The organism is Verrucomicrobiia bacterium, from assembly GCA_019634625.1.
GTDB lineage: Bacteria > Verrucomicrobiota > Verrucomicrobiia > Limisphaerales > CAIMTB01 > CAIMTB01.
The window spans coordinates 13,996-39,516 of record JAHCBA010000046.1 but is presented as its reverse complement, the minus strand read 5'-3'; the positions used below and the strand labels follow the sequence as shown (position 1 = coordinate 39,516).

Sequence of the window (25,521 nt, the reverse complement as noted above, 5' to 3'; positions counted from 1 at the left end):
CCGGTTACCTTCGCCGGCAGATTCTTAATGGGAGTGCATGAGCCTGACGTTCCCATGCCTGCCCGGTCCCCAGTACCTGTCACCCCCCGGCCATCGCGTCCGCCGGCAGGGCTCCAAGGGCATGGTGCTCCTCGCCGTCCTGGCCGGCCTGGCGGGATGCGCCCCGCGCCAGACCGGCCCGGACCAGTATCCCAATGCCAACCAGCTCGTGACCGATTGGAAGGACACCCAGTGGATGGGCATGCCGGCCGGGGTGGACGTCGTCGTCTCGAACTACCTGGCCCGTTCCGGCGCCCCCCCCGGTGTGGCGGTGGGCATCATGGAGAACAACGCCATCCGCCACTTGAAGGGGTATGGCCTGGCAGATCGTGAGCGGAATCACCCGTTCACCCACGCCACCATGTCGATGGTCGGGTCCGTGTCGAAGACGCTGACGGCGCTCGGTCTTCTGCGCATGGTCGAGATGGGGCTCGTGGGCCTCGATGACCCGATCCAGGAACATCTGGGGGTGCCGACGGCGTGGTCCGGCATCACCCCCCGGCAGTTGCTCTCCCACACCTCGGGGCTGCAACGGGAGGCCCGGATGTCCGCGGCCCTGAGCACCTCCGAGAGCCTCAGCACCCATCTCTTTCCCTGGTTGCAGCCTCCCAGCGCCCAGTTGGGAATCCATCCGTCGCTGGTGATCCACAGTTACGCCGGGACCCCGGTCATCGGTTTCGAAACCGGCGAGACGGCCCGCTATTCCAACGCCGGGTATCTGGTGCTCGGCGCCCTCATCGAAACGGTGGCAGGATCCAGCGTTGCCAGCCTCGGTGTCCCCCACTCCCGCTACGAGTCGTTCATCTGGCGGTATGTCGGCTACTACGGCGGGCGCCTGAGCGACCCCAACCAGATGATCTCGCCGGGCCTCAATCCCCCCTGGCGCGCCGAAGACATCCCATGGCTGGCCGGCGGCTACACGTGGAACGAAGCGACCTCGAACTACGTTCCCGCCACCTACGACTCCCTCGCCGGCGGGCCGGCCGGCTGGGAGGGACCCGCCGGAGGCTGGGCCATGACCATCGGCGACATGGTCCGCCTCATGGTCGCGCTGCAGAACAACAGCATCGTCTCTTCAGCCTCCCGGACACAGATGCTCACCGAGCACGGCGCCCAAGGCAGTCTGCGGTTCGGACTCGGGATGCTGCTGGGGACGAAACTCGGCCTGCCGGTCTATCTGCACGACGGCGCCTATCCCGGCTTCAAGGCCCGATTCACCGTCTGGTCCTCCCGCAACTTCGGCGTCGCGCTCCTCGCCAATGAAACCGGCGCCGACATGAACCAGCTCACCGACGATGTCGCCCGGGTCTTCCTCGGAAGTGGCGGAATCGGCTCGGGAGCCGTTTCGCCGGCCGCGTTGGCACCGCCATCGGTGTCCGGCACCGACGACGATCCCGGTCTCGGTCTCGACATTGAGAGCGGCATCGGGCCGATGCCGGCACTGACCGACGCCCAGCGCCGCGCCCGCTGGGAGGAACTGAACCAGCTCGAACGGCAGCAGGCGCAGGCACGCAGTTCCGAAGCCCTGATCCAACGGCGCATCGAGGCCGCCGGTTGTCCGGATCCCTTCGAAGAGCCCTTTCCGGGACTCCCTCAGTCGCGCGCCCAGGCCAGTGCCGGCATGGCCCTCCTGGTCTTCCTGGTCGCCGAGTGCCAGGACCAGGCCGCCAGCCCGTCCGAAGCCGCAGGATGCGTCAACCGCGTGCTCACAGACCGGGGACGCGACGATGCCCTGCCCTGCGCCATGGCCGCCCTGAGCGAGGACATCCGCCGGGGCCTGGTCTCGTACTGGGCCTTCGAGGAGGTGGGCGAACGCGCACCGGACTGGGTCTCCGGCAATCACCTCGTCGCGGTCGGCGCCCCTCAAACGGTGCCGGGACGGCGGGGCAACGCCGTGGGACTGAGCGGCGCGGGCCAGTATCTCCGGATCGATCATGACGCCGACCCCGCCGCCACCGGGCTGCCGGTCTTCGGGGCGGAGAGCTACACCATCGCAATGTGGGTCAAAGGTCCGCCTCAAACCGGAAAGTACCTCTTCAGCCATGGCTCCAGCACCGGCAACAATCCCCTCCTCATCCTCCAGACCGGCCAGGTCGCGGCCAACCAGGATCGCTTCGACGTCATCGTCCGCAACAGCGCCGGGACGACACCGGTGAATCATCGCGTTTCAACAGGGGTGGTGTTCGACGACACCTGGCGCCACGTGGCGTGGGTGGATGACCGGGGACAGGCGCGACTCTACATCGACGGCGAACCGGACCCGACGGACTTTGCCTACACCCGGAGCGGATCGTTCCCCTTCGATCGGACGGCGGTGGGCACGCTGGTCCGGGCGATGGTCGCCGAGGGTGCCGTCTTCCAGGGCGCCCTCGATGAACTCACCCTGTGGGAACGGGCGCTCAGCCAGGCCGAGGTGATCGAGGTGATGAAGGAGGGGATTCCCGGCCCGCCCGGCTTCGCGCCCACTCTGGTGACGCAGCCCGCCGATGTGACCGCCGCCGTGGGCGATACGGTGTCCTTCTCGGTCGTGGCCATCGGAGCCCGGCCCTTCAACTACCAGTGGACCCGCAACGGACAACCGGTCGAGGGAGCCACCGGGGCGACCTATGCCCTCGAGGATCTCGCCCTCGCCGACGCAGGGGCGACGTTCTCGGTCGCCATCTCCAATCCGCACGGCCTGTCGGTCAGCCGGGCCGCCCGGTTGAACATGCCGCAGGCCCTGCCGCCCACGGTTTTCTTCGGCGAGGACGTCAGTCCGCACCCCGTCGGCGGCCCCAACGTCGTGCCCCGCCCGGCCACCCTGCCGGAATCCTCGGCAGCCGCCCACGCCTTCGAGTCGGCGCTCGAAGCTCCGCAGAAGGAGACTTTCGAATTGTTCCAGGACGGGGACACGCCCGGCACGCTGGTCTTCGGCGATGTTCTTGCCACCCTTTCCGGGCCGCGCGAAGTGGTGGCCGTCAGCGACCCGGGCGCGACGTTCAATGGCGTCTTCCCCATCTCGGGTGCCAAGGCGCTTCTGCTTCCCGGCGGCCATGCCGGACATTGGGCCATCGATCTGTCGGAGCCCGGCACCGCCGTGGGATTCTACGCAACGGACCTGGGCGAAAGCGCCGGACTGCAGATCACCCTCGTCACACCGGACGGATGGCGGACCCAAATCGATGTCCCGGTGACCCGGCCGCAGGGCAGCGGAGGCGCCTTCTTCTTCGGCGTGATCGACCGAAACCATCCGTTTGTGCGGGTGGAGTTGGAACGTCTTGGGATCCAGGCGGACGGTTTCGGCCTGGATGACCTTTCCCTTTCGCCGGTCGCCGGGACCCCGGGGACCGTTCGCCTGGCGGTGCGACGTTTCGGTGCGGGCGAGGTTGAACTGTCGTGGGCCTCGACGCCGAACAGGACCTATCGCATCGAATACCGCGAAGCGGTCGCCGCGGGACCATGGCTCCCGCTCGGGCCCTTTGTCGGCAATGCCGGAACCACGACGGCCCTCGACCGCATTCCGGCGGGCACCAACACCCGCTTCTACCGCCTTGTCATCCCCGTCGCCGTCGCACCCCGATGAGCCCCGGTCCCGCTACCGGATGCCGTGCGCCCCCGGCGGCGGGATGGTGTTCCATCGGTCGGCCGAAGTGACCCGGAAGCGGTTGGCGCGATCCAGGTACATCCGCCCCAGCAGTTCGGCGGTGTCGGGCAGCCAGGCTGCATCCGAAGGCTCGTACGCGGGAACCGGCCAGCGGCGCGCCACACCCAGCGCGTCCCACGTCCAGATCGTGCGACCGTCGGGATGAAACCCCGCCTGACGCACTTCGGTGCGGTGACGGAGCGGTTCCGTGACCGGCGTCCACGTCTGCGTATCCCATGCCCGCACGACACCGTCCCGGGACACCGTCAGCCAGAGGGTGCCATCCGCGCTGAATGCGGTGACACCGGTCTGACCTCCGTGCTGCGCCGCGATCTCGCCGGCTTCGCCCCCGCCGACCCGCCAGACCCGTGCCGCCCCGTCCGAGGAGGCCGTGGCGATCATCTCCCGCGAAGGATGAAACGCCACCTCCGCCACCCGTGCGTTGTGCAGCATGGGAACGCCGACCAACCGGCCCGTACGGGTGTCCCAGACGCGGGCATAGGCATCCCATGACCCCGTAAGCAGAAGGACTCCCTCCGGGCAGAACACCGCGCGATCCACCGAACCGCCGCCAGGTCCGCCGCTGGCCCGGACTGCGACCGCCCGCCGGACGGCCAGCAGCAATCCAATCGAGCCCCGACCTGACGCCGACTGCAACCTCCGATCGTCCCGCTCCCGGCATACCTCTGCTGCCGGGGTGTCCACCGCCTTCCCATCGAAACGTTCACCTGGCAGGGTTCCCCTCAAACATGGCCGGCACGACTCCAATGGTATCGTCGCTGCGCGCCTGGTACGGGGCGTCCATTGCCGAATTCCTGGCCTCCGATCAGGACCTTGTTCTCGGGCAACTGACATCACACTCCGACTTCGCGGTGCTGCCCACCCAACGCGATGCCTGGCGGGTGCAGATCGACATTCTCCGCAGCCATCTTCCCGGGCTGGACGGGTCTGTGTTCCTTGAGTTCAACATCCCGCGGATGGGGCGTCGGGTGGATGGGATCCTCCTCATCGGCCCCGTGGTCTTCGCAATCGAGTTCAAGGTGGGCGAGCGCGTTTTCGATCGCGCGGCAATCGACCAGGTCTGGGACTACGCACTCGACCTCAGGAACTTTCACGAGGCCAGCCATGAAGTGTCGCTGGTTCCCATCCTCGTCGCCACCGAATGCCCCCAGCCACCCCGGCTCCGGCTCACCAAGGATCCGGACCGCGTGTTCCGCCCTATTCTGACCCATCCGTCGGACCTGCGCACAGTGCTGGAGGAGGGTGTTCGCGCCGCGTCCGGAGCGGCGATCGACGGACCGGCTTGGGCCGGAGCCCCCTACCGCCCCACTCCCACCATCGTCGAGGCGGCGCGAGCCCTCTACTCGCGTCACTCCGTCGAAGCCATTGCGCGATTCGACGCGGGCGCACGGAATCTGCAGGTAACGTCCCACCGCATCGAGGAACTGATCGACGAAGCGCGGGCGGCGAGTCAGAAGGTCATCTGCTTCGTCACCGGTGTCCCCGGCGCTGGAAAAACCCTGGTCGGTCTCAACGTGGCGACCCGAAGGCGTGATGCCGAACAACCCACCCACGCGGTTTTCCTCTCCGGGAACGGCCCGCTGGTTGCCGTTCTCCGTGAAGCCCTGACCCGTGACGAATGCGAAAGGCGCAAGGAACAGGGTGAAAGGGTTCGCAAAGGGCGGGTGGGTGAATGCGTCAAAGCGTTCATCCAGAACGTGCACCACTTTCGCGACGATGGACTGATCAACTCCGGACCGCCAGTGGAGCATGTCGTGATCTTCGATGAAGCACAGCGAGCCTGGAATCGCAGGCAGACGGCGAGCTTCATGCGTCGGAAGAAGAACCGCCCAGGGTTCGATCAATCGGAGCCGGAGTTTCTGATTTCCTACCTGGACCGGCACGCGGACTGGGCGGTGATCATCTGCCTGGTGGGGGGTGGCCAGGAGATCAACACCGGTGAGGCAGGAATTGGTGCATGGCTGGAGGCCGTGAACCACCGCTTCGAACACTGGCGCAGGGTCATCTCGCCGCGGCTCATTGACTCGGAATACGCCGCGGACGGCGCCCTGGAGACCGCCCGGCGGAGTCAAGCCACCCGCTTCGAAGACTCCCTGCACCTTGCGGTATCCATGCGTTCGTTCCGGGCGGAGAACGTTTCCGCATTCATCAAAGCCCTGCTGGACGGGGAAAGACAAAAGGCTCGCGAGGCCTTCTCCGAATTCCGCCTCCGCTATCCCCTGGCCCTGACCCGCAGCCTCCCCGCGGCCAAGAGCTGGATCCGCTCCCACGCCCGGGGTTCGGAACGCTACGGACTGGTGGCCTCCTCGAAGTCCATGCGGCTCAAGCCGCATGCCATCGACATCCGTGTCGCCATCAACCCGGTTCACTACTTCCTGAACGATCGCGAGGACACGCGATCCAGTTACTACCTCGAGGATGTGGCCACCGAGTTTCAGGTCCAGGGCCTGGAACTCGACTGGGTCTGTGTTGCCTGGGATGCGGACTTTCGTGCTGCCGAGAACGGTTGGACGTATCACGATTTCCGCGGGGATCGCTGGTGCAACATCGCGAACCCCGACAACCGCGAGTACCTGCGCAATGCCTACCGGGTCCTGCTCACCCGGGCGCGACAAGGCATGGTCGTCTTCATTCCCCCCGGGGATCCCCATGATCCCACGCGCTCGCCGGCATTTTACGATTCCTCCTATCAACTCCTCCGTGAGATCGGCATTCCCGAGATCACGTAAACTCCCGGCCCCGGGGTCACATCTCTGAATTTGACATTTGCGCCGCTCCTCCCGGCGCCCCATCCGATTCCTCAACGTTGCGGTCCCGCTCCCGCAGACCTTGGGTCCCCGCCGAGGCTGCCTTCGCCGGCGGGAGCGATATAGGGCAGCCCGGATGCAGGCACGAATTGCGGCTTCATGCCCGCTTCGAGCCATCCCTTCCGCTATTCCCCGGTGCCGAACGGCCAATCGCTTACCGCGGCCGGCACTTCTGCAGATCCGAGGGTCGAAAGATCCCTTCCGGCGTGATCACTCCCGTCACCAGATCCGGCGGCGTCACATCGAACGCCGGGTTCCGGGCGTTGCTCCCCGGCGCCGCCACGCGAACCGCGATGCGCTTCCCGGCCCGCGTTACGCCCCACGCCTGGAGCACCTCATCGGCCGGCCGCTCCTCGATCGGGATCTCCATCCCGGATCCGGTTTCCCAGTCGAGCGTGGAAAGCGGGATGGCCACGTAGAACGGAATTCCATGACGGCGGGCCAGCACCGCCTTCGTGTACGTTCCGATCTTGTTCGCCACCTCCCCCGTCCGACCCAGCACCCGGTCCGCTCCCACCAGGACCAGGTCAATCTCGCCCCGCTGCATCAGGTGTCCCGCCGCATTGTCCGCGATGATCGCGTGCGGAATCCCCTGTTGACCCAGTTCCCACGCCGTCAGCGCCGCCCCCTGCGACCGCGGCCGCGTCTCGTCACAGAACACTTCAAATCGCCGCCCCGTCGCCTGCGCAGCGTACAGGGGCGCCGTCGCGCTGCCGATGTCCACGAACGCCAGCCATCCCGCGTTGCAGTGCGTCAGCACCCGCATCCCGTCCCGGATGAGTGGCGCCCCGTGCTCCCCGATCCGCCGGCAATGCTCGACGTCCTCCTCGGCAAACGCTTCCGCCTCCCGCAGGGCCAGTGCCTGGCGTTCCCTGACCGTCTTTCCCAGCCCCGCCGCCGCCCGCACCCGGCGCAATGCATTCAGGGGATCCACTGCCGTGGGCCGGGCCCCGGCCAGCGTCCGGAACACCATCGCCTCCTCGCGCCGCCATTCCCGCAGGGTCGCACCCCGGAACGCCCGCATCCCCTGTGCGTACCCGAAGGCCGCCGTCGCCCCGATCGCCCCCGCGCCCCGCACCACCATGGTCCGGATCGCATCCGCCGTGGCCGGGTAATCCCGCATCGACACCACCTGGAACCGATGCGGAAGCAGGCGTTGCTCGATCAGGCGCACCGCATTGCGACCGGCATCGAATCCCACCGTGCGAAACCACCGTTCCCGACCTCCAACGGTCACCTTCATGGGCTGGCCTGGACCACCCGCGGCACGAAAGCCGGTATCAGCCGCTGCACCGCCGCGCCTACCGGCGCGTCACACTCCGCACACAGCCGGCTCCGCTCGGATAGGGTTAGCCGGTCCGTCACCGGCGCCGAATTCAGCACCTGCCGCTGCGCCTGGATCGCGAAATGCACCAGCCCCTGCCTCAGTGGCATCGAGAAGAGCGCCAGCAAGACCCCGAACACCACCATGTGCCAGCCCGTCGCCTCCCCCCGTTCCACCGCTCCCAGATACCGCTGCAACGTCCGCTGCCGCAATGGCCGCACCCGGCGCAACTGCATCCGGCCGGTATGACGGCTGGCGTCCGCAAAGGCCGAACGTCCCAGTTGCCCCGCCAGCGAGCGATCCAGCGCCACCAGTTCGCGCACCTCACCCCGCATCGCGTGATCGTACGCCTGCCGGATGGCCGGAAGTTCCACCGCCATCAGCATCCGATCCCGGTACCGTTCGAGAAATGCCCGCAACGCCGGCACCGTGTCCGGCCGGGGCGCCTCCACCAGTTCCGCCAGGGCTGTCAGCGATGCCAGCACCTCCGGCTCCCCCAAGGCCCGTCGCAAAGGCGCGATGTCCCCTGCGAGCTCCTCGCTGCTCGTCAACGCCAGACCCTGTGGTGATGTCTCCATGCCCGTTTCGCGAACCGCGGCAGAGTAGGCGCCGACCGCCCCCAGGCAACCCATTCCGTCGTGCAGGCCGGAACGGGGACTGCCCCGGATCGCCCATTCGTCTCTCCGCGAGGGAACGGCAGGAACCCCATCATGCCGTGAATGGCAGGCACCCCGCTCCCCGTCGCTCGACAGAACCCGCCCGGGCGCTCAGAGGTAAAGCACTAAGTGTCGGGCTTATAGCAGTCCACAGGTGCCAGGAGGTAAAGCATTACGTGTCGGGCTTATTAACAGTTTTCAGTCAAATAGGAAACGCCTGGCCTATTATCTGTTGCATCTCCGAAACCACGGCAGCCTGCCGGACTCGTCAATTGGATTGGCGATCGGGCGAAATGCTTTGGGCTGGCGACCCCAGCCGCCCCGCCCCTAGCCTCTCAAACGTGCGCGGCCGGGACATCCACCCTTCCAAGCCATGCCCGCGATCCCATCCGTCGCGTGCTTCGCTCTCGCGTTGGATCTCACTGGCCTTCCTCACCTGCTTCGTCCCAGCCCCCGGTTGCGTCGCTGCCACGCCGCCCCTCGCCGGCTTCGCGCTCGACGTTCCCCGCGTCAGCCGGGGTCATGTCTGGTCGGAGCTCCATGACGCCGATGCTGACCGGCTCGCCCGGCACCTGACGTCACCTGAAGCTGATCGGGAGCCCGGCCCGCCATCGGCATCGCCGTCCGCCGTTGCTTCCTTCAACTCCCCCAGCCGTTCTGGTGCGGGCGTTTCCGCGCCGCCGGCACCGGTCGGCTCCACGCGCCTTGTGGCGCTGCCCAACCTCACCATCACCCAGATCCGTGAACTCCAGGCTGGCATCGCCCTCCACCTCGAAGCCGACCTCGGCTACCGCTCCGGTTCCACCTCCCCGCACCCCCTGCTCCCGTCGCCACCGGAAGGCCTAAACCGCCTCCTCGAACTGGCCCGCGTTGAAGGCCAGGAAACCTTCCTCATCCGTCTCGGCATCGTCCCCTTCATCTCCCGCGCCCCTCAACTCTGGATCCAGGCGCTTCGCAGCCCTGATCCCTCCAGCGCCTGGCAGGTCAACCCCGATCTCGCAACCGCCCTCGGCCTCGCCGAAGCGTCGCTCGCCACCACCGGACAGGGTGGCCAACCCCTCACCCGGGACGATCTCGACTTTCGCCTGATCCAGGTCAGCTACATCGACGTCGAAGGCGCGATCGAGTCCCTCAAGGGCTTCGGGATCGAAACCGCCGACAGCCCCGCCAAGGTCGTCCTGCCCGTCGCCTTCGAACGTCTCCCCATCGTCGCCCGTATGCCGTCCCCGGAGGGCCCCAAGACTGCGCTTCTTGGCGTCGATGCCCAGAAAGGCGCCGCCGGCTTCGACCTATCCATGTCGCCTTCCCTCGCCACCGCCCTCCCGCCCGACCCGAATCTCGCCCGCTCGTCCCAGGTCCTCGTCTATTTCCATCCCGACCGCCCTGACCAGTTCACCCGCGTCCGACGGCTCCTCGACGAGTTCATCGACCGTCCCGCCCGGCAGATCTTCATCGAGGGCCTCATCCTCGAAATCAGCGAGGAGGGTCTCAAGGAGCTCGGCGTGGATTGGAAATACCAGGAGGGCGGACTCGAACTTGGCGCCGGCAACCTCCTCCCCGGTCTTCCCGCCGCTTCCGGCACTGCCGGACTCACCTTCGACAGCCTCCGGGACCTCGATCAGCAATGGGTCGTCCGCCTCCGCGCACTCGTCGAGGAGCAGAAGGCCGAGATCCTATCCCGCCCCAGCGTCCTCACCCTCAATAACCGCCAGGCCACCATCCGCGTCGGCCAGGAAATCCCCATCGCCACCAGCTCCGAAGCCGGCATCGTCAAGGATGCCAACCGCATTTCCTTCAACTTCAAATACCTCGCCACCGGCATCGCCCTCAACATCCGGCCCCGCATCACCGAGGACGGCAACGAGGTCAGCATGCTGGTCGATACGGTCGTCTCCGCGCCCATCCCCGGTGCCGACCTCGAACTCCGCTCCTCCTCCGGCGAAGTCCTCGCCTCCGCCCCCACCGTCGCCAGCCGCCGCGTCCAGACCTACACCCGCATCGCCAACAACACCCCGTTCATCATCGGCGGCCTCGTCAACCGCCAGACCACGTCCATCCGCCGCAAAGTCCCGCTCCTCGGCGATATTCCCTATCTCGGCACCTTCTTCCGCACCCGCTCCACCCGCACCCGCAAACAGGAGGTCATCATCGTCCTCACGCCCCACGTGCTGCCCGAGGCCGAATCCGAACGCGCCTGGGGCCGCTACCTCCCGCGCGATGACGCCAAGTTCGACGACGACGGCAATGTCCTCTTCCGCTCCTCCTACCGCATTCGCGAGGAGGATGTCCTCGACCTCTCCTTCCTCGATCGCAACGAACGCCTCAATCGCTACCGCGACCTCGCCCGCCGCGTCGTCGAACGCAACTTCCGCCTCGCCAGCCGGCCCCCTTTCAATGAATTCGCAGACGGTCGTGTCCCGGGCGAATCCATCCTCGTCGAACGCATGATCTACGAGGTCGTCAAGCGGCTCTCCGACTCCGACCCCGCCTGGCTGGACAACCGCATCGCCCCCGATCGCATCATCTTCTTCTCCGACCAGAACGCTGGCGGCTACGACGTCCAGTTCCTGGATCGGATCCTCGCCGGGTTTGGTGACGGCCTCACCGCCGCCTCGTTCTTCACCACCCAGACGAACCGCGCACTCGCCCTTACCTTCCGCCGAGGCACCGACGCCATCACCGCCGGGGCCTTGACCCGTAATCCCATCCCCGAGGTCAGCCTCATCGACTGCCCCGACCGAACCACCTGGGGCGAACTCCTCTGGCGCTGGAACCAACCCGAGCCCGACGGTACCCCCCGCTCCACCCTCCTCATCCACCAGCCCCAGGACCTCGTCCGCCTCCAACGTGCCCTCCTCCTGCGCGAAATCATCAACCTCAATGGAGGCTCCTCCCGGGTGAATCGGCGCAATTTCAGCCGCGGGCAGGTCCTGCTCGTCCCCGACGAAAACACCCTCGACACCCGGCTCCTCGACCGCCGCGTGGCCGAGCATTTCCTCCACACCGAACACTACTACGCCGCCGCCCTCCGGAACATCGAGGCCACCCTCGCCGAAATCGACCGGCTCCTCGCCGAATCCGGTTCCCCAAACCAGCCCTGACGCCCCGCTCCCGCCCCCCCCACCCGTTACCCATGTCCTGGTCGTCCCTTCGTCGCCTCCTCTGGCCCGCCGTCACCCTCGCCCTTCTCCTCATCCCCGGCTGGCCCCTGCTCACCACCTACGGCGACGAGGCCCGCGCCCTCTCCCAACGCATCGCCTTCTGGGTCCTCGGCACCGGCATCGGCTTCTCCCTTGCCTGGCTCCTCATCCGCCTTATCGACGTCCTCGTCTGGGGCCTCCTCGAACGCCGCTTCCAAACCCCCGTCCCCCGGCTCCTTAAGGACCTCGTCGTCGGACTCGTCCTCTTCGCCACCGCCATCATCATCCTCGGCCTCGTGTTCCGCCGCGACGTCACCGGCCTCTGGGTCTCCTCCGGCGTCCTCGGCATCATCGTCGGCTTCGCCGTCCGCGGCACCATTGCCGACGTCTTCGCCGGTATCGCCCTCAACGTCGATCGCCCCTTCCGCGTCGGAGACTGGATCGAGGTCCACAGCCGCGGCATTCCCGTCATGCGCGGCTGCGTCCGCGAGATCAACTGGCGATCAACCCGCCTTCAGACCATCGACCATACCGTGGTCATCGTCCCCAACGGCCTCCTCGGCTCCGTGGTCGTCGTCAATCTCAGTCTCCCCACCCCGCGCAGCCGCTTCGAACAGACCTTCTGCATCGAGTTCGGAGTCCTCCCCGATCGCGCCCTCCGCGTCCTCAATGCCGGCGTCCGCGCCGCCCAGGGCCTCCTTCCCGATCCCCCCCCCAAAGTCCAGGTCTATCGCACCACCGAAACCGGCGTGGAATACAAGGTCCGCTACTGGCTCGATCCCGTCCGCACCTCCCCCCGCTCCGGCCGGCACGCCGTCACCGCCAGCATCCTTCAGCACCTCTACCACGCCGGCATCAGCCTCGCCTACCCCAAGCAGGACCTCTACCTCGCCCGCCTCCCCGTCCGCCAGCTCCACTGCGACCGCAACCGACAGGAACTCCTCGGTCGTGTCGAACTCTTCGCCACCCTCCAGCCCGAGGAACTCTCCCAGCTCAATGACGCCGTTCGCGAACGCCGCTTCGCCCCCGGCGAACCCGTCGTCCGTCAGCACGAGTCCGGCGCCTCCATGTTCGTCCTCGTCGAGGGCCTCCTCGATGTCTGCAAGGACGACCCGCCCGGCGAATCCCCCGTCCACGTCGTCGAACTCCATCCCGGGGCCTTCTTCGGCGAAATGTCCCTCCTCACCGGCGCCCCCCGGGCCGCCACGGTTCTCGCCGTCACCGATTCCATCGTGTACGAGATCGATGCCTCCGCCCTCCAGCAACTCCTTACCGCCCGGCCCGAACTCGCCTGGCACCTCGCGGAAGTCGCCGCCCGTCGTCAGCGCGAACTCACCGCGGCTGGGGACGCCCCCGCCCAGTCCGCCCAGGGCGTCGCCCCCACCCCGGGGCTCACCCGCCAGATCCTCGAGGGAATGAAGTCCTTCTTCACCGGCCTCCGTGACCGCCTCTCCGGCACATGACATGGATCGCGCCGCCCGGCGTCAGCTTGAATACACTCCCCCCCCCAGCGGCGCCGATCAGGCCGACGCTCCAGCCCCGCCTTCACGTCAACGGCCTTTGCGGCTACCCTCTGCGCCATGCCTTCCAACGTGCTGGGCACGCCGCTCCAATCCTGCTGCCATGAGCCGCTGACCGGCTTCTATAGGGATGGGTTCTGCCACACCGGCCCGGGCGACCACGGGCTTCACGTGGTCTGCGCGGTCATGACCGCCGAGTTCCTCGAATTCTCCCGTCAGCTCGGCAACGACCTGGTCACGCCGGTTCCGGAATACCAGTTTCCCGGTCTCGAACCCGGTAACCGCTGGTGCCTGTGCGTGACCCGCTGGGCGGAAGCCCTCCAAGCCGGCTGTGCGCCGCCCGTCGTGCTCGAATCCACCCACACCTCGGCCCTCGAATTCGTTGATCTCGATCATCTCCGGGCCCACGCCGTGGATGGCGGGCGGGATTCCCAGGCCGCTTCCTGACGACGACCGTTCCCCTTCCTCGCTGGCGGCCCCCGGAGTCGTCACCCGGGCGCCCGGGCGGCTAGCGCCAGTTCCGCAAGAAATCCGGCGATGCCCTCCTCCCCCACCCGGTCGGCGCGGAAACCGGCCGCAATGCAGAGGGATTCCGGAGGCGACTCCAGCATCTTGAGCCGTACGTGCCCGGGAAGGTGGCGTCGGGAACGAAGGGTCACCAGGGCCACCCCCAGTCCGGATGCCACCGCCGCAAACAGGCTGGAGGCGCCGTCATACTCGCCCCCGAGACGCGGGCGCTGCCCATGAGCACGCAACCACGCGAGGACAATCTCGCGGTATTCCGGATACTCCCGCCGCGAGAACACCAGCAGGCGCTCCCCCGCCACCTCGGCCGCACCAATCCGGGCCCGGCGCGCCAGCGGATGCGCGGCAGGCACCGCAAGACGCCACGCTGCCCGGATCAGCGGCGTCCAGGTCAATCCCCGGGGACCCCGCACCGACCCGACGGTAAGGGCCACGTCCAGGGTCCCCGTGTCGAGTCCGCTGAGCATCTCCTGGGTTGAAAGGTCGTGCAGTTCCACCGCCGCATTCGGGTGTTTCCCGGAGAACGCCCGGACCGCCGTCGGCAACAGGTCGGCCGCCAGGGACGGCGCATAGCCGACCCGCAGACGCGGATTTCGGCCCGCCGTGCGCACCCGCTCCGCCACGGCGTCCGCCTGCTGCAGCAGTTCCCGTGCCTCGCGGGCGAGGATCTCCCCGGCCGGGGTCAACCGGACCGAATGCGCGTGCCGCTCAAGCAGACACTGTCCGAGCTCCTCCTCGAGCGCCTTGATCTGCCGGCTCAGGGCGGACTGGGTGAGGAAAACACGTCGCGCCGCCCGGCTGATGTTGCCGTCCTCGGCCACCGCGACGAACCAGCGCAGTTGGCGCAGTTCCATGCGCGGCAGCATGAGGCGATGACGGCCTCAGGCCAATCACGTGGCATTGGTCGCCGCCCCAGTCCGGCGGCACAGTGGGCCCATGACAACAACCCTTCGATCATGGAACATCCGCCGCGCCGCGGATCGCGGCCATGCCGACCACGGCTGGCTCGACACCCACCACACGTTCTCCTTCGCGGACTATCACGATCCGGCGCACATGGGGTTCCGCTCCTTGCGGGTCATCAATGACGACCGCATTGCGCCCGGCGCGGGATTCGGCACCCATCCCCACCGGGACATGGAAATCTTCAGCTACCTGCTCGAAGGGGCGCTGGAACACCGGGACAGCCTTGGCAACGGACGCCGGCTCGGGCCGGGCCAGATCCAGTTGATGAGTGCCGGACGCGGGGTGACTCACAGCGAGTTCAATCCCTCGCCCTCCGATCCGGCCCGGCTCCTTCAGATCTGGATCCGACCCCGTGTTCGCGGTCTCGATCCAGGCTACACCGAGTGGCATCCCGAGCCGGCTCAGGCCCACCATCCCAAGGTGCTGGTCATCTCGCCCGACGGTCGTGACGGATCGGCGACGATTCATCAGGACGCCCTCGTGTACCGCCTCCGACTCGAAGCTGACGCCACGATCTCTCACGATCTGGCCCCCGGGCGCGGCGCCTGGCTGCAGATGGCCAGAGGGTCGCTGATGCTGGATGGCATGGCACTGGCCGCCGGCGACGGGGCAAGCACGGAGGTGGCGGGTCTCCTGACCCTGACGGCGACCCAACCCGTCGAGGCACTGCTGTTCGATCTTGGCTGACGTGGGGCATGGCCGAGGCCGGCTGAATCCGGGACACCGGACCCATCGCGGGTCCGCAAACCCCTCCGCGCCCCTCCCGCCCGAATCGCCTCCAGACCCAACTCGCGCCTGCCCCTCCGCCCCGGTTCCCGCAGACCGTCACCAACAGGTCAGGCGCAATTTAGTTGACCTTGTACTTCAAATAGTCAGGCCGGCTATTGTTGACGCCACGATTCGGCTCCTCTCCGACTCCAATCCGGGCCTTCCGAGATTCGAGCGGGCCGTGGTGGTGATGGATGAAGGTGGGGGCGTCAACAGGTAATCGCCTGGCATTCAAACAGAGAGAGCGCGGGAAAGCATTGCGGAGTCGCTACCGGACCCGACATGACAAGTTCAAAGAGTCAGCCCTAATAACGTTCATTGTTATTGTTGACGCTCGAAGTCCACCGTAAACCGTAAAGGGCCTGGCAATATGAAGGGGGACCCGGACCGGTTGTCCCATCGAGGGACTCCTCGAACCCGATTCCACAAGTCTTCCCGCAGTGGGGGCGCATTTCGGATTTCTGCAGGCCTTTTCGCCCTCCCAATTCAAAGTCCTGATCGCCCTCCCCGCCGACACCTCTCCAGTCGGCAGGTGACGATTCCTGCGTGGACCCTTAGGGTCCCAGCATTAGCCCGGGCAAGACACCTCCATCCCGCGCCGCGTTCACCTTGATCGAACTGCTGGTGGTGATTGCCATCATCGCGATTCTCGCGAGCCTGCTGCTGCCGGCCCTCTCGCAGGCGAAGGAACGGGCCAATCGTATCGCCTGCCTCAACGCAATCCGGCAACCCACCCTCGCCACACTCCTCTATGCTGACGATTACAACGGCCGCTTCATGCGCGACGGACACCGGGACCCGCACTGGGTGGGTCTTCCCTTTCGAAACATGATCCACTCGAACTACAGCGTGCCACGCGCCCAGTTCTATTGCCCTTCCAACTTCATCGATTTCGGGGGCCTTCAGCTCTTCCTCTACGCGGGAGTCCCGGCCCCTCGATAAACCCGAACCGGTGAGGCGGTGAACCGAAGCTTGCCGGGCGTCGCCGCTGCGGGTGCGATGGCGCCGTCACCCATGCTTCCCTCCCTTCGTTTCCGGTTCCGGTTGCCGCGATGGCTCCGGTGCATCCTCCTGTCCCTGCTGGCCATCGCGGCCCTGGCCGCAGCGCTTGTGGCCCTGGGGTGGTGGTACCTGCATCCGCCCGTCGAGCGGACCGACGGCATCGTCTATGGACAGCGTCACGGTCGTCCGCTGACGCTCGACGTCATCCATCCCCGCCGCCCCAACGGCGTCGGCATTGCCCTGATGGTCAGCGGGAGCTGGAAGTCCAGCGGGCCGGGATCGGCCAAGGTCTGGCTCATGGCTCCGCTGCTCCGTCGCGGCTACACCGTCTTCGCCATCTGCCATGTGTCGCAGCCCGAAGCCACCGTGATGGAAATCATCGAGGACGTGAACCGAGGGGTGCGTTTCGTGCGGCATCACGCTGCGGCGTATGGCATTGATCCCGACCGTATCGGCGCGATCGGAGGCAGCGCCGGAGGGCATCTCAGCCTGATGCTGGCCACGCGCGGCGGTCCGGGACCCGCGGACGCTCCGGACCCGATCGACCGGGCCAGCAGCGCGGTTCAGGCGGTGGCCATCTTCTTCCCGGTCACCGACCTGCTGAATCTCGGCCAGTCCACGGAGAACCCCGGCGACGGCGGGCCGCCGAAGAGCTTCGTCCGGGCCTTCGGCTTTCCGGAGCGGTTCGGCGCCGATTCGACCCACATGGCGGTGTGGAAACAGGTCGGGCGGGAGACATCGCCCATCCACCACCTGGATGCCCATCTTCCTCCCGTCCTGATTCACCACGGAGATGCCGACACCCTGACGCCGCTGGAGCAGTCCGAATGGTTTCGGGACCGGGCCGCGCAATACGGCCGGGAGGTGCGGTTGGTGGTCCGTCCGGGGGCCCGGCACGGCTGGTGGACCATGTCCTGGGACATCCGCCAGTTCGCGGCCTGGTTCGACACCCATCTGGGGCGGTTGGGGGCCGCGGCGGCGGCGGATCCGGGACGCTGAGCGTCAGGGCTTCCGGCCCAGCGCGTAGCAAAGGTTGATCCGGAGTTGTTCGGCGTCGTGCGGAGTGACGGTGACGTGCCGGATCAGGCCGCGTTTCTTCCGAAGGGTCAGTCGCGCACTTCGAAACAGCCATCGGGACGGCCAAAACTCGGTGGGAAACCGCCCCCCGAGGAACACCTCGTCGATGTCCTTCAGGTACACCCGGCGCAGCACCACGCCGCAGAACAGGATCTCGAACTCATGGCGGCTCAGCCGGTATCGTGTGAGCCGGATCCACACGGCCGCCATCAACGCCACCAGCACCGACCCGCCCGCCACGAGCCAGCCATGCCAATCGTCTGTCACCGCATCTGTCCCGCCCATAAGACTACTGCTGGAATCACGAATCCGAGCCCAAGGGATAGCCACACCGCCCACCGTGCCTTCAGAACTTGGAACGCCAGAAGGACACCCAGTAAAATCGTCCCTGTCAACGCCGCGGACATCACCACCACCAGGACGGTGAACAGCCGGGTCGAATACCCTTCCGCCGATTCGGCGGGGTAGTACTGCTCCACATGCACCCGGTTCAGGCGGCTGACCCAATCGTCCGAATCGGTCGTCCCCTTGCGCCGGTCGGGCTGCACGGTCTGATGCCAGCCGGTCAGGACGAAGAAGAGCAGGAGCGGCGCGAAGAAGACGCCGAGGTGGAGGTGGAGCCGCCGGAGGTATCGGTTCATTCCGGAAATACGGGAACCGGGACGCCCGGCGGACGGACCGCGGGTGTCGGCCGGTTCATTGGGGGTACAGCGGGAACAGCAGGGTGGCGCCCTCGGGGATGCGGGTGGCGTCGGTGATCTGGTTGTAGTCCATCACCTGCTGGGCGGTCAGTGTCCGGTACCCGTGCTTTCGGGCGTCGGTGTTGAACTCCACCAGCAACTGCGAAAGCGTCTGCCCCCGCTTGATCACATAGGGAAGCTCCTTGTCCGGCGTCGGTTCGGCCGGCCGTGAAGGGCGGGCTCCGCCCGTGGCGGGGCGGCTGGCTCCCCCGGAGCGGGCCGCACCGGATTCCGCGGCGGCGGCAATGGACTTGCGAAGTTCCCCCAGGATCCGGAGCACCTGCTCGGCGTCTGCGATCCGCTTGCGGTCCACCTCGGCGATCGCCGAGGCCAGACGCTTGAGATCGTCATCCCCGCCCCGGGGCTGGGCCTGGGAGCGGTCCAGCATGTCCTGGCGCACCTGCTGCAACTCCTGGCTGAGGTTGTCGATCTGGCGCCTCTGGCTTGCCAGCGCCATCTCCAGGGATTCCACCGCAGACGTCAAACGCTGGAGGCGTTCGCCGAACACGGCCGGATCGACCGGTTGCGAATACACCGCGGGCAACCCGAAAACCAACGCCATTCCAAGGGCGAGAAACCGTCCGGGGACGGACAGAAAGCGCATCCGGGCAGGTTAGGTTTGCGGGTCGGGGCCAGCAAGTGCTACTTGCCCGGCGTGCGATTGCTCGAGGTCATCCGGCGCAGCGCCTCCTACCTGGAGGAACGCGGCGTCGAATCCCCGCGCCTTCAGGTCGAGTGGATCCTCTCCCACACGCTTCGGCGCCCCAGGCTCCAGTTATACCTCGAGTTCGACCGGGCCCTCGATGAGGCCCAGCTCGACTCCGTCCGGGAAGCGGTCCGGCGCCGCGGCCTTCGCGAACCGCTCCAGCACGTGCTCGGCACCGCCGCCTTCGCCGGCCTCGAACTCGAAGTATCCCCGGCGGCCCTCATTCCCCGTCCGGAAACCGAACTGCTCGCCGAACGGGCCTGGACGTGGCTCCAGGACCGAGCCGCTTCCGGGATTCCCTCATCGGACGTCCTCGACTGGGGCACCGGAACCGGCTGCCTCGCCTTCGCCATCTCCCGCCATGCCCCAGGCGCCCGCATCGTCGCCGTGGACCAATCCCCCGAGGCTCTCGCTCTGGCCCGGCGCAACGCAGCCCGTCTCCCCGAGTCCGACCGGATCACGTTCCATCACGGCGACGGCTGCCGTGAACTTCCCTCCCACCTCGATTTCGATCTGGTCGTCTCCAATCCTCCCTACATTCCCACGGCGGAACTCGACTCCCTTCAGCCCGAGGTGCGCGATCACGACCCACGGACGGCCCTTGATGGCGGCCCGGACGGCCTCGATTACTACCGGCGCCTGGCCATGGAGCTGCCATGCCGGCTCCGCTCCGGAGGGGCCCTGCTCCTCGAGTTCGGGGATGGCCAGGGACCGGCGGTGACCGCCATCCTCGAGGCGCACGACTGGACGGTTGCCGAATGCCACCGCGATCACTCCGGCCGCGAACGGTTCCTGTTGGCAACACGACTGCCGGCGGGTAGGTAAGCCGTCTTTCACCCAAGGGCATCGGGCAATCATGGACGAATTCCGAATCCAGGGCGGTCGCCCCCTCCGGGGCGAGATCACGGTCAGCGGCAGCAAGAACGCGACCCTCCCCATCATGGCCGCCGCCCTCCTCACCCGCGAGCGCTGCACCATCCGAAGGGTTCCCAACCTCAGCGATGTGCGTTTCATGGGCGACATCCTCCGCTCCCTCGGAGCCTCGGTCGCCTTCCACGACGACGCGGTCACCATCGAGGCGCCCTCCCTCAGCGGCGTCGGGGATTACGACCTGATCCGCAAGATGCGCGCCTCGGTCTGCATTCTCGGCCCCCTTGTCGCCCGCCTGGGCAAGGCCCGCGTCTCCCTTCCCGGCGGCTGCGTCATCGGGGCCCGCCCCATCGACCTTCACCTCAAGGGGCTTTCCCAGCTCGGCGCCCGCTTCAATGTCCGCGGCGGCTATGTCGTGGGCAACACCCCCGGCCTCCAGGGCAGCGAGGTCTTCCTCGGCGGGCGCGTCGGCCCCACCGTCCTCGGCACCGCCAACGTCATGATGGCCGCCTGCCTCGCCCAGGGCGTCACCCTCATCGAGAGCGCCGCCTGCGAACCCGAGGTGGTGGACCTCGCCCAGTTCCTGATCGCCATGGGCGCCCGGATCCAGGGCGCCGGCAGCCCCACCATCGTCGTCACCGGGGTCTCCGAACTCCACGGCGCCGATCACGAGGTCATTCCCGACCGGATCGAAACCGCCACCCTCGCCATCGCCGCCGCCGTCACCCGCGGCCAGCTCACCCTCCGTGGGGCCCGCGCCGACCACCTGGGCGCCGTCCTCGACAAACTCGGAGAGGCGGGCGTCCGGGTCGAACGCAAAGGTCCCGACCTCGTGGTGCATCGCGGACGCAGCCGCCTGCGCCCGGTGGACATCACGACCCAGCCGTATGCGGGCTTCCCCACCGACGTCCAGGCGCAGATGATGGTCCTCATGCTCCAGGTCCCGGGGATCAGCGTCATCACCGAGCGCATTTTCGAGTCGCGCTTCATGCACGTCCCCGAGCTGTGCCGCCTCGGTGCCGAAATCGCCATCGAGGGTTCCACGGCCATCGTCAAGGGCGGACGTCCCCTCAGCGGGGCGCCGGTCATGGCCAGCGATCTCCGCGCCTCCGCCGCCCTGGTTCTGGCCGGGCTCGCGGCCGACGGGATCACGGAGGTCAAACGTGTCTATCATCTGGACCGCGGCTACGAGACCCTCGACGAGAAGCTCCGGCGGGTGGGTGCCCGCATCGAACGGAGGCGAGACGAACCATGAAAGCCCTCATCGTCGTCCTGATCGTGCTCAGCGCGGTCTATGTCTTCACCGAACTGGTCGGGTTCTACGACCGCACCGCCAATCCCTCGCAGGCCCGGACCCGGCAGGTCACCCCGGAATCCGAACGGCTCACCGGCGAATCGCTGCCCGGGCTGCCCTCCTACCTCGAAGGCTCCCTCGCCGAGGCCCAGCAGGGCGGCCTCGAATCCCTCGAACGCTGGCTCCGCACCTGGAGCAGTCATGTTCAGGACCCCCGCCTCGCCTGGATCGAACTCGACTATGTGGTGCTCCTCAATCTCAAGGATCACCGCGCCGCCCGCGAACGCTTTCATCAGGTCCGTGCCCGCGTCCCCGCCACCTCCCCGGTCCACGATCGCATCGTCCGCCTCCAGTCCGCGTATGAATAATCCGGTCACCCGTGCCCGATGGCTGGTCCTCGGCCTGGTTCCAGCCGTCTTCGGGGTCCTGTCCCTCCCGGCCGCCTCCCCGCCACCCGATCCGGCTCTCGCTGCGGATTGCGCCGCCCTCCGTGCGGTGGGACCGGAAGGACTGGGGAACGCCGCCGCCACCGCCGCCTGGAACCGCCTTGCCGCCCGCGATGCCGCGGTGCTGCCCGCCCTGCTCGCCGCCATGAACGGTGCGGGCGAACGCGCCAACAACTACTTCCTCGCCGCGGCCAGCACCATCGCCGACCGCACCCTCTCCTCCGGCGGCACCCTTCCCCTCGCCGATGTCGGGGCGTTCCTGCTCGATTCCACCCATGAACCCCGCCCCCGCCGGCTGGCCTACGAACTCGTCCTCCGCGTCGATCCCGGCCTGGCCTCGGAACTGCGCGGCGGTTTCATCGACGATCCAGCCCCCGAACTGCGCCGCGAGGCCGTCCAGCACGCCATCGACACCGCCGCCGCCGCCCTGGCCGGGGGCCATCACCCCACCGCGACCGTCCTCTATCTTCAGGCCCTGCAGTTCGCCCGGGAAGCCGACCAGATCCAATCGGTTGTCGCCCCGCTGCGGAACCTCGGCCATTCCGTGGACCTCGTCCGGCAGCTCGGGTTCCTGACCCGCTGGCACATCATTGGCCCCTTCGACAATACCGGCGGCGCCGGGTACGAACGGGTACTGCCCCCCGAAACCGAATGGAATCCCCGGGCCGAGTATCCGGGTCTCGAAGGCCCGGTCCGCTGGCGCGAATTCGTCAGCACCAACGCCTTCGGCAAGATCGACTTCAACCGGGCCCTCGCCCCCCTCAAGGAGGTCGCCGGCTATGCCTTCACCACGTTCCACGGTGACGCCGACCGCCCGGCCGAGGTCCGGATCGGCTCCAAGAACGGCTGGAAGGTCTGGTTCAACGGAGAGTTCCTCTTCGGTCGCGACGAGTACCACCGGGCCGCCGAAATCGACCAGTACCGGCTCCCGGTCCGGCTGCGCTCCGGACCCAACACCATCCTCGTGAAACTCACCCAGAACGAAATGGTCGAGGACTGGACCGTGGAATGGGAGTTCCAGCTCCGCGTGACCGATCCCGCCGGCCGCGTCCTGCGCTCCGAACCTCCCGCGATCCTGACCCGCCATGAATGATCCCCGCCGCTTCGCCGGGCCGGGCGCCAGCTCGTCCCTCCGGCTTCCCCGCCTCGCCGCGCTGCTCCTGGCATGCGCGACGACCACGGCCGCCTTCGCCGACTGGCCGCAGTTCCGTGGAGCCGACGGCTCTGCCGCCCTTCCCGGCGCGCAATTGCCCGTGGCCTTGAATCCCGCACGCCACATCGCCTGGCAGGTGCCGCTGCCGGGGCGCGGGTTGTCCTCCCCCATCGTCGTGGGCGACCGCGTCTTCGTGACCTGTTCCAGCGGGCCCAAACAGACCCGCCTTCACGTCATCGCCTTCCGCGCCTCGGACGGCACCCGGCTCTGGGAACGCCAGTTCGTCGCCACCGGGCGCACCATGTGCCACCCGAAAACGTCCGTCGCCGCCAATACCCCGGCCACCGACGGACGTCACCTCTTCGCCCTGTTCTCCTCCAACGACCTCTTCGCCCTCGACCTGGAAGGCAACCTCGTCTGGCTCCGGGCCCTCGCCCTCGACTACCCGAACGTCAGCAATTCCCTCGGCATGGCGTCGTCCCTCCTGGTCGTCGAAGGCACCGTCGTCGCCCAGGTCGAAAACGACACCCAGCCCCTCGCCCTCGGACTCGACGCCGCCACCGGTGTCAATCGCTGGAAGCACGACCGCCCCAAGCTCGCCAACTGGACCTCGCCCGTCGCCTTTCGCGACCCCGTCACCGGCCGGATGCGTGTCGCGCTCCAGTCGGGTCGCGGGCTTCTGGCGGTCGATCCGGTGACCGGCGAGGAAGGATGGAACTACCCGGATGGCGCCTCGACGGTCGCCTCGACCGCGGCGTCCGGTGGCGTTCTGTTCGTCCCCTCCTTCGGCATCACCGCGCTGCAACCGGGTCCGGCCGGTCAATCCCCCGCCCAATTGTGGCGGGCCGGCACCCTGCGGCCCGGCACCTCGAGTCCCGCCGTGCTGGCCGACCGGCTCTACGTCGTCAACGCCGCCGGGGTCCTGACCGCCGGCGACGCGGACACCGGACAGCGCCTCTGGCAGGTGCGCCTCAAGGGTCCCTTCAGCGCGTCGCCGGTCATCGCCGGGCACCACCTCTATCTGCCCAACGAGACCGGCCTGCTGCAGGTCGTCGATCTCAGCCGTCCCGAGGGCGAAGTGGTCGGCGAACTGCCGCTCGAGGACATCATCCTCTCCACCCCGTCCATCTCCGACAACGCCCTCTACCTGCGCAGCGACCGCACCCTCTGGAAGATCGCTGATCAGGGGTCGGAAGCCGCATCGTCGGCCGCATCGTCGTCGTCACCCGCAACCGGGTCCACCCCGGCTTCGGCGTCGGGTTCAGGGTCGGCCTCGGATTCTGTCTGAGGTTCCGCATCGGCTTCCGCCTCCACGGGTTCGGCCCGACCGGTCACGGTTTCCCACACGGTCGGTCCGAACGCCACGTTGGCCGCCGCGTCGAGGGTCACGGCGTCCCCTTCGAAGGCCAGCCTCAAGGTCAGGTGAAACGGCGTCTCGGTGGCGCAGACCTTCACGGTGAGTTGTTGGTCCGTCTCCCATCCGTACGTCCCGGCCACCGGTTCGTCCGGGAACTGGGCCAGCGGCCCGGCCGGGAACGGGGCCCGGCCCCGGCGCCATTCCCGGAATCCGGACGGGAGGTGCAGGGTCCGGCCGTTGACCACCATCGACAGGATCCATTCCCGGTCCTCAAGCCCCGGCCGCAGCCAGAGGCTTTCGACCCGGCGCGGGTTCTCCGGGAAATCGTAACGACGGTCCACCCATTGTCCGGCCGCCGCCGAGTACGGCGCCCCCTGGGCAGGCACCACTTCGAGCCGCCCGAGTTTGGCCTGCAACCGCTCATGCGCCTCGTTGTTGGGGCGCAGACGCCGGGGCTCGCAGGCGGGAAGCAGGCGTTCCCAAAGCACATTCAACACTCCCTGCATGTCGCCCAATCCGCCGGTGATCGCCACCACCACCCGCTGGTCCGGCATCACGACACAGAACTGCCCGAAGGCCCCGTCGCCCCGGTAGGCGTTGTGCCGGCAGCGCCAGAACTGGAAGCCGTAGCCCTGGTTCCAGTCGCTCTCCGGGTGGCTCCCGTTCGAGGTCTGCCGCGATGTCGCCAGCCGCACCCACTCGGCCGGCAGCAGTCGCCGCCCGCCCCATTCGCCCTCGCGCAGATGCAGCAGACCGAACTTCAGGATGTCCTCCGTCCGGACCCGCAGCCCATATCCTCCCAGCGGGATTCCCTCGAAGTTCGTTTCCCACACCGGCCTCTCGATCCCCAACGGCTCGAACAGGCGCGTCCGCAGGTACTCCAGCACCGTCTGCCCGGTCGCCTTCCGCACGATCGCCGACTGCATGAACGTCGCCGGCGTGTTGTACCGGAAATGCGTTCCCGGCGGGTGCGGGACCGGATGCGCCAGAAATGTCCGCACCGACATCCGGTCCGGCGACAACGGCGGCTCGTCCTGATGGCCCGTCGTCATCATCAGCAGATCCCGGACCCGCATCGCCCGCAGGGTGGGAGCCGGGTCGGCCGGCGCCTCGGCGGGAAAGTACTTCAGCACCTCGTCGTCGATCGACAACCGGCCTTCCGCGGCCGCCAGCCCCACCGCCGTCGCCGTGAAACTCTTGCTGAGCGAGTACAGGACATGGTTGTCCCCGGCCCGGTACGGCGCCCACCATCCTTCCAGGATCACCTGGCCGTCCCGGGCGATCATCAGGCTGTGGAGTCCGCCCACCCGGTCTTCGAGGGCATGCACCAGTTCCAAGAGTGCCGCCGAGGAGACCCCGTGCGCCTCCGGAACGCCGCGCGGCATCGAGGCGCCCGCCGTCCCCGAGAAAAGTGACCCCGCCATCACCAGGCAGATTCCAGTACGAATCGGAAATGTCGTCATGACCGCCGCCCTTCGTGCCCGAACC

General features: G+C 67.7%; 21 protein-coding genes. 13 read left to right on the top strand and 8 right to left on the bottom strand.

From position 1 onward, the window contains the following. Nucleotides 1-37 precede the first annotated feature (37 nt). Nucleotides 38-3,601, top strand: coding sequence for a serine hydrolase (locus tag KF833_20690; protein MBX3747733.1), 3,564 nt, complete (start codon nucleotides 38-40; stop codon nucleotides 3,599-3,601). Nucleotides 3,602-3,613: 12 nt separating this feature from the next. Here KF833_20690 and KF833_20685 read toward each other — a convergent pair whose 3' ends face one another. Then, entirely contained in the window at nucleotides 3,614-4,366 is a 753-nt protein-coding gene (locus KF833_20685) for a hypothetical protein (protein ID MBX3747732.1), read from the bottom strand. Nucleotides 4,367-4,410: 44 nt separating this feature from the next. Between KF833_20685 and KF833_20680 the strand changes: the two genes are divergently transcribed. Next, a complete protein-coding gene (locus KF833_20680) occupies nucleotides 4,411-6,411 on the top strand; it encodes a DUF2075 domain-containing protein (GenBank protein ID MBX3747731.1) in 2,001 nt (666 codons plus the stop codon). A gap of 232 nt (nucleotides 6,412-6,643) precedes the next feature. Here KF833_20680 and mtnA read toward each other — a convergent pair whose 3' ends face one another. Then, a complete protein-coding gene (gene mtnA / locus KF833_20675) occupies nucleotides 6,644-7,732 on the bottom strand; it encodes an S-methyl-5-thioribose-1-phosphate isomerase (protein MBX3747730.1) in 1,089 nt (362 codons plus the stop codon). Continuing rightward, complete coding sequence (locus KF833_20670; protein ID MBX3747729.1) at nucleotides 7,729-8,391, bottom strand: hypothetical protein; 663 nt, start codon at nucleotides 8,389-8,391, stop codon at nucleotides 7,729-7,731. Before KF833_20670 ends, mtnA begins: the two co-directional genes overlap by 4 nt. A gap of 785 nt (nucleotides 8,392-9,176) precedes the next feature. On the opposite strand from KF833_20670, the gene KF833_20665 reads away from it, so the two are divergent. From KF833_20665 to KF833_20655, 3 genes are all read left to right on the top strand, one after another. After that, nucleotides 9,177-11,570: a type II secretion system protein GspD gene (locus KF833_20665; protein MBX3747728.1), complete on the top strand. Its 2,394-nt coding sequence runs from the start codon at nucleotides 9,177-9,179 to the stop codon at nucleotides 11,568-11,570. 32 nt (nucleotides 11,571-11,602) lie between these two features. Then, a complete protein-coding gene (locus KF833_20660) occupies nucleotides 11,603-13,072 on the top strand; it encodes a mechanosensitive ion channel family protein (GenBank protein ID MBX3747727.1) in 1,470 nt (489 codons plus the stop codon). 117 nt (nucleotides 13,073-13,189) lie between these two features. After that, entirely contained in the window at nucleotides 13,190-13,576 is a 387-nt protein-coding gene (locus tag KF833_20655; protein MBX3747726.1) for a DUF2237 domain-containing protein, read from the top strand. Nucleotides 13,577-13,617: 41 nt separating this feature from the next. On the opposite strand, the gene KF833_20650 is transcribed toward KF833_20655, so the two are convergent. Next, on the bottom strand, nucleotides 13,618-14,520 hold the full coding sequence (locus KF833_20650) for a LysR family transcriptional regulator (protein ID MBX3747725.1): 903 nt from the start codon (nucleotides 14,518-14,520) through the stop codon (nucleotides 13,618-13,620). Between the two features lie 70 nt (nucleotides 14,521-14,590). On the opposite strand from KF833_20650, the gene KF833_20645 reads away from it, so the two are divergent. The 3 genes from KF833_20645 (at nucleotide 14,591) to KF833_20635 (ending at nucleotide 17,389) form a co-directional block, all read left to right on the top strand. Further along, nucleotides 14,591-15,307 carry a pirin family protein gene (locus KF833_20645; protein ID MBX3747724.1) on the top strand — a complete coding sequence of 239 codons (717 nt, stop codon included), beginning with the start codon at nucleotides 14,591-14,593 and terminating at the stop codon, nucleotides 15,305-15,307. Between the two features lie 648 nt (nucleotides 15,308-15,955). Then, a complete protein-coding gene (locus KF833_20640) occupies nucleotides 15,956-16,330 on the top strand; it encodes a type II secretion system protein (GenBank protein MBX3747723.1) in 375 nt (124 codons plus the stop codon). 18 nt (nucleotides 16,331-16,348) lie between these two features. Then, nucleotides 16,349-17,389 (top strand): alpha/beta hydrolase, encoded by a 1,041-nt coding sequence (locus KF833_20635; protein ID MBX3747722.1) that lies wholly within the window; start codon nucleotides 16,349-16,351, stop codon nucleotides 17,387-17,389. Nucleotides 17,390-17,392: 3 nt separating this feature from the next. Here the strand turns inward: KF833_20635 and KF833_20630 are convergent, their stop codons facing one another. From KF833_20630 to KF833_20620, 3 genes are read right to left on the bottom strand one after another with little or no spacing between them, the layout of a single operon-like run. Then, on the bottom strand, nucleotides 17,393-17,752 hold the full coding sequence (locus KF833_20630) for a hypothetical protein (protein ID MBX3747721.1): 360 nt from the start codon (nucleotides 17,750-17,752) through the stop codon (nucleotides 17,393-17,395). After that, nucleotides 17,731-18,108, bottom strand: coding sequence for a hypothetical protein (locus KF833_20625; GenBank protein ID MBX3747720.1), 378 nt, complete (start codon nucleotides 18,106-18,108; stop codon nucleotides 17,731-17,733). The genes KF833_20630 and KF833_20625 overlap by 22 nt, the downstream gene beginning before the upstream one ends. A 55-nt stretch (nucleotides 18,109-18,163) precedes the next feature. Beyond that, nucleotides 18,164-18,811, bottom strand: a complete 648-nt coding sequence (locus KF833_20620; protein ID MBX3747719.1) for a hypothetical protein — start codon at nucleotides 18,809-18,811, stop codon at nucleotides 18,164-18,166. Nucleotides 18,812-18,862: 51 nt separating this feature from the next. On the opposite strand from KF833_20620, the gene prmC reads away from it, so the two are divergent. Genes prmC through KF833_20595 form a run of 5 tightly spaced genes read left to right on the top strand, consistent with a single transcriptional unit; the run spans nucleotide 18,863 to nucleotide 23,964 of the window. Beyond that, on the top strand, nucleotides 18,863-19,738 hold the full coding sequence (gene prmC, locus KF833_20615; GenBank protein ID MBX3747718.1) for a peptide chain release factor N(5)-glutamine methyltransferase: 876 nt from the start codon (nucleotides 18,863-18,865) through the stop codon (nucleotides 19,736-19,738). A 31-nt stretch (nucleotides 19,739-19,769) separates the two neighbouring features. Continuing rightward, the gene (murA, locus tag KF833_20610) at nucleotides 19,770-21,038 is read left to right on the top strand and encodes a UDP-N-acetylglucosamine 1-carboxyvinyltransferase (protein MBX3747717.1); all 1,269 of its coding nucleotides are present in this window, start codon (nucleotides 19,770-19,772) and stop codon (nucleotides 21,036-21,038) included. Continuing rightward, nucleotides 21,035-21,445, top strand: a complete 411-nt coding sequence (locus tag KF833_20605; GenBank protein MBX3747716.1) for a hypothetical protein — start codon at nucleotides 21,035-21,037, stop codon at nucleotides 21,443-21,445. The genes murA and KF833_20605 overlap by 4 nt, the downstream gene beginning before the upstream one ends. Then, complete coding sequence (locus tag KF833_20600) at nucleotides 21,438-22,616, top strand: hypothetical protein (protein ID MBX3747715.1); 1,179 nt, start codon at nucleotides 21,438-21,440, stop codon at nucleotides 22,614-22,616. Before KF833_20605 ends, KF833_20600 begins: the two co-directional genes overlap by 8 nt. Further along, a complete protein-coding gene (locus tag KF833_20595) occupies nucleotides 22,609-23,964 on the top strand; it encodes a PQQ-binding-like beta-propeller repeat protein (GenBank protein MBX3747714.1) in 1,356 nt (451 codons plus the stop codon). Before KF833_20600 ends, KF833_20595 begins: the two co-directional genes overlap by 8 nt. Here KF833_20595 and KF833_20590 read toward each other — a convergent pair. After that, nucleotides 23,859-25,496, bottom strand: coding sequence for a serine hydrolase (locus KF833_20590; GenBank protein ID MBX3747713.1), 1,638 nt, complete (start codon nucleotides 25,494-25,496; stop codon nucleotides 23,859-23,861). The genes KF833_20595 and KF833_20590 overlap by 106 nt on opposite strands. Between the last annotated feature and the right edge of the window lie 25 nt (nucleotides 25,497-25,521).